The organism is Mesorhizobium sp. M7A.F.Ca.US.002.01.1.1 (genome assembly GCF_004022955.1).
Lineage (GTDB): Bacteria > Pseudomonadota > Alphaproteobacteria > Rhizobiales > Rhizobiaceae > Mesorhizobium > Mesorhizobium ciceri.
Map to the genome: position 1 here is coordinate 1 of NZ_RZQE01000533.1, position 3,709 is coordinate 3,709.

Here is a 3,709-nt window from a genome sequence, read left to right on the forward strand (position 1 = left end):
CGTTTGACCGGCTCGCACGCGCTGTCCTTCGCGCACCTCGATCGAGCGGACGATCGCCGTCTCGAGCGGCTGCACCAGAATATTCGGCGATTGCGACACCACGAGCCCTCTGGTGGAGACGACCTGATCGACCGGTATGAGCCCTGAGAGTGTTATCAGGGCAACGACCATGCTTGAGATGATCCAGACCATGCCGCGCGCCATTCGTGGGACGGGCGCATTGGCGATGGCCGTCGACGGCCATTGGAATTCCAGGATGACGGGCATCGTCGGATCGCTCGGCTCTGTCCGGCGCCGGACGGGAAGACTGGAATGGGTGATGCTGCTCATGGGCGCCCCGAAGCCGATGCTCACACAAGTCTCGGCGGCACAGCGGCCAGACGAGCTTGGCGGTTGTCAAGATGCCGGTTCTGCTGCATCCAAAGCTGGCGGTAGAGCGCGCATCGTTCGAGCAGGGTCGCATGCGGCGCGACATCGAGCACCTGGCCCTGATCCATGACCAGGATCTGGTCGCATTCGGTCAGCGAGGAAAGCCGGTGCGAAACAATAATCATCGTGCGGCCCCTAGCGATGCGCATGAGATTGGCGCTGACCACCGCCTCGCTCTCCGGATCAAGCGCGCTGGTCGCCTCGTCAAGGATCATGACGGTCGGATCGTGGATGAGCGCGCGCGCAATCGCCAGCCGCTGCTTTTGACCACCCGACAGGTTGGGCGAACCTTCCTCAATATAGGTGTCATAGCCGTTGGGCATGCGTTCGATGAATTCTTCGGCGCCGGCAAGGTGAGCGGCTCGCATGGCGTCGGAAAGGGTCAGGCCGGGGCGCCCGGCGATGATGTTGTCTCGAATGGACCCGCGGAAAAGGAAATTGTCCTGGAGGACCACGCCGAGCCCCTGGCGAAGGTGACGCAGGTTGATTTCCTTGAGGTCGACGCCATCCAGCTTGAGAAAACCGCTGTAATCGCGATTGATCCCCTGCAGAAGCCGCGCAATTGTCGATTTCCCCGAACCGCTGCGCCCGACGATGCCGAACATCGTCCCTGCTGGAATGTCGAAGTTGACCCGGTCAAGCGCTGGCGTGTTGGTGCCGATGTAGGTGAAGGTCAGATCACGGAAACTGATCTCGCCAACGAGCTTCGGTCTCAGACCTGTGGAATTCGAACTGCTTTCCAGGGGCCGGTTGAGGACGGATCCTGCCTCGCTGATTGCCGCCCCTACCTCCTCGAAGTCCTCGACCAGTCGAGCAAGACCGACGAGAGGCTGTGCGACGCGTTGGGCGATCATCATGAATGCGAACAAGCTGCCGACCATGTAGCCAGACGTGTCGCTCATCGCCAGATAAGCTCCGATCAGCATGGTGCCGAGGACCATCGCACGCTCGATTGGCGTGACAAGCGTCTGCGGCCAGTTGGCAAGCTGCCCGAAGGCAAGGCGCGCCCTGCCCGCTTCCGCCACCCGCTCGTCCCAAAGCGCCCTGCGTTGCGGTTCGAGACCGAGCGCCTTCACCGTCTTGATGCCGACGACGGTTTCGCCGAGCGCCGCCGCCTTCCAGGTCTCGGCATCGACCACTTGCTGGTAGCGGCGGCGCAACGGCGCGAGAAAGGCGAAGATGATCAACATAATTACGCCCGCGCAGCCAAGCACCATCCAGCCCAGCGTGGCGTTGATATAGAACATCACCGGGATCAGCACGCAGAGCGTGATCAGATCCAGGAACGTGCTGAGGAGTTTTCCGGTGAGGAATTCGCGGATGCGATAGATCTGCGCGAGATGGTACATCGTCTCGCCGGCCGGATGACGCTCGAAATAATCAAGTGGCAGACGCAGGAGCCTGCTGAAAACATGCAAGTTCAGTTTGGTATCCAGGCGGGCGCCGACGACGTTGATGATCAGCCGTCGGGCGTGACCGAGGAGCGTCTCGTAAACGAACAGGACGGCAATTGTGGCCGACAGGAGCACGAGGGTTGAAACGCTGTTGAACTGCAGCACCTTGTTGACCAGTGTCATGACCATGAGAGGCGGCAGAACGGTAAGGAGGCTGAGCGTGAACGAGGCGATACCGATGTCACGCATAGAACGGCTTTCGAACCGTACCAGGTCGATCAACCAACCGAGGGTGAAAGGCGCATCGGCCGCGATATAGGATCGCGCTGGACGCAACAGCACGGCCTCACCCGCCCACACCTGCGACAGCCGCAACTCGTCGATGGCGATGGCTTCGGCATCCTCGGGCGCATCCGCACTTTTGAGGAAGACGACATTCCGCTCTGGACTGGCCCCGGTGAGGAGACCTGCGCCACCGTCATTGAACAGCAGGACGACCGGTCCCGTGTGCTCGAAGCGCAGAAGATGCGACCAGCGGATGCGGAGCGCACGCGACCACATGCCGCCGTTCTGGGCCCATTGCGAGAGATCGGTCGCGTTTGGAACCGGGCTTGCGCTCGCCACCTTGAACTCGTTCGGGTCGAGTTCGACGCCATGGTAGCGGGCGACGCGTAGCACCGCCTTGAGGCGCGGGGCAATCCGGTCGAACTCGGCGGGTCCGCCGGGTGCCCTCCCCGCCTCGCTCTGGCTGCCAACCTTGCCAGTCGCCTCTGCGTCCACGCGGATCGAGGTTGGCCGTGCATCGGCGTTCAGAGGTATGCTCACCATGCACTTCCCCTCCGGCCCACAAGCGAGGGTTCAAGGATGCTCCGGGCAAGCCGTCCCAGCCGGGACTGCTGACAAAACGCACTATATTCCAAATAGGCCAGCCGCACGGGCCCTTTGCCCGCCTGGAAATGGTGAACGCGCGGCACTTGCGTTCCCGCAAGGGCCGCGCGTTCTTTCTTCAACCTGGACTCAGTCATTAGGTTTCAGAATATCCTTCATTGCCTTCTTCAGCGTGTCGTCGGTGTTAGTGTATCCGGCGCCTTGCTTGCCCTTGTCAGAAGTCAAGTCGGACGTTGCACCGGATGTCTTGTTCTGGTTCGGGCTAAGGCCCTTGATCGTATTGAGAACGTTCAAGAGATCGCTCGTCACCGAACCCCCAGCCAGGCCAACAAGCTGCCGGAACGAGGCTTGGCTATCGGTGTCGCTGCTGGTGGTCGGGCCCGATTGCAAGAACTGCTTGGAGTCCTTGAGTCCGAGCGTATCGGCCGAGACCTTGGCGTGGTTGCCGTTACCTGGCGAGCCATCGTTGTCGGACCCGTCATTGCCATGCCCCTTGCCTGGGTTGCTGCTGTCGCTTCCATCAGGATCGTTGCCGCCACCGTTGTTGCCATGATCGCGGTCACCGGTCCCGCCGCCCGAGCCAGTCGCACCTGTCGGACCTGTCGAACCGGTGGCTCCGGTTGAGCCAGTCGAACCTGTAGAGCCTGTTGCTCCAGTCGAACCGGTCGAACCTGTAGAGCCGGTGGAACCTGTCGATCCGGTCGAGCCAGTTGCTCCGGTATCACCGGTTGCACCTGTGGCGCCGGTAGAGCCGGTTGCTCCGGTCGATCCGGTCGAACCTGTTGCCCCAGTAGAGCCGGTCGAACCAGTAGAGCCTGTTGCTCCGGTATCACCGGTTGCTCCTGTGGCGCCGGTCGAGCCGGTTGCTCCGGTCGATCCGGTCGAACCTGTTGCCCCAGTAGAGCCGGTCGAACCTGTCGATCCGGTCGAGCCAGTTGCTCCGGTATTACCGGTTGCACCTGTGGCGCCGGTCGAGCCGGTTGCTCCGGTCGATCCGG

General features: G+C 62.0%; 1 protein-coding gene and 2 pseudogenes. All 3 read right to left on the reverse strand.

The window, feature by feature from the left end:
- Positions 1–330 (reverse strand): annotated as a pseudogene (locus EN932_RS31315) (HlyD family type I secretion periplasmic adaptor subunit); the annotation flags it as partial.
- 20 nt (positions 331–350) lie between these two features.
- Complete coding sequence (locus EN932_RS31320) at positions 351–2,651, reverse strand: peptidase domain-containing ABC transporter (protein WP_128369337.1); 2,301 nt, start codon at positions 2,649–2,651, stop codon at positions 351–353.
- Between the two features lie 189 nt (positions 2,652–2,840).
- Positions 2,841–3,709 (reverse strand): annotated as a pseudogene (locus EN932_RS38495) (hypothetical protein); the annotation flags it as partial.

Coding starts and splice junctions, on each gene's coding strand:
- EN932_RS31320 (WP_128369337.1), bottom strand. CDS start 2,651: ATGGTGAGCATACCTCTGAACGCCGATGCACGGCCAACCTCGATCCGC.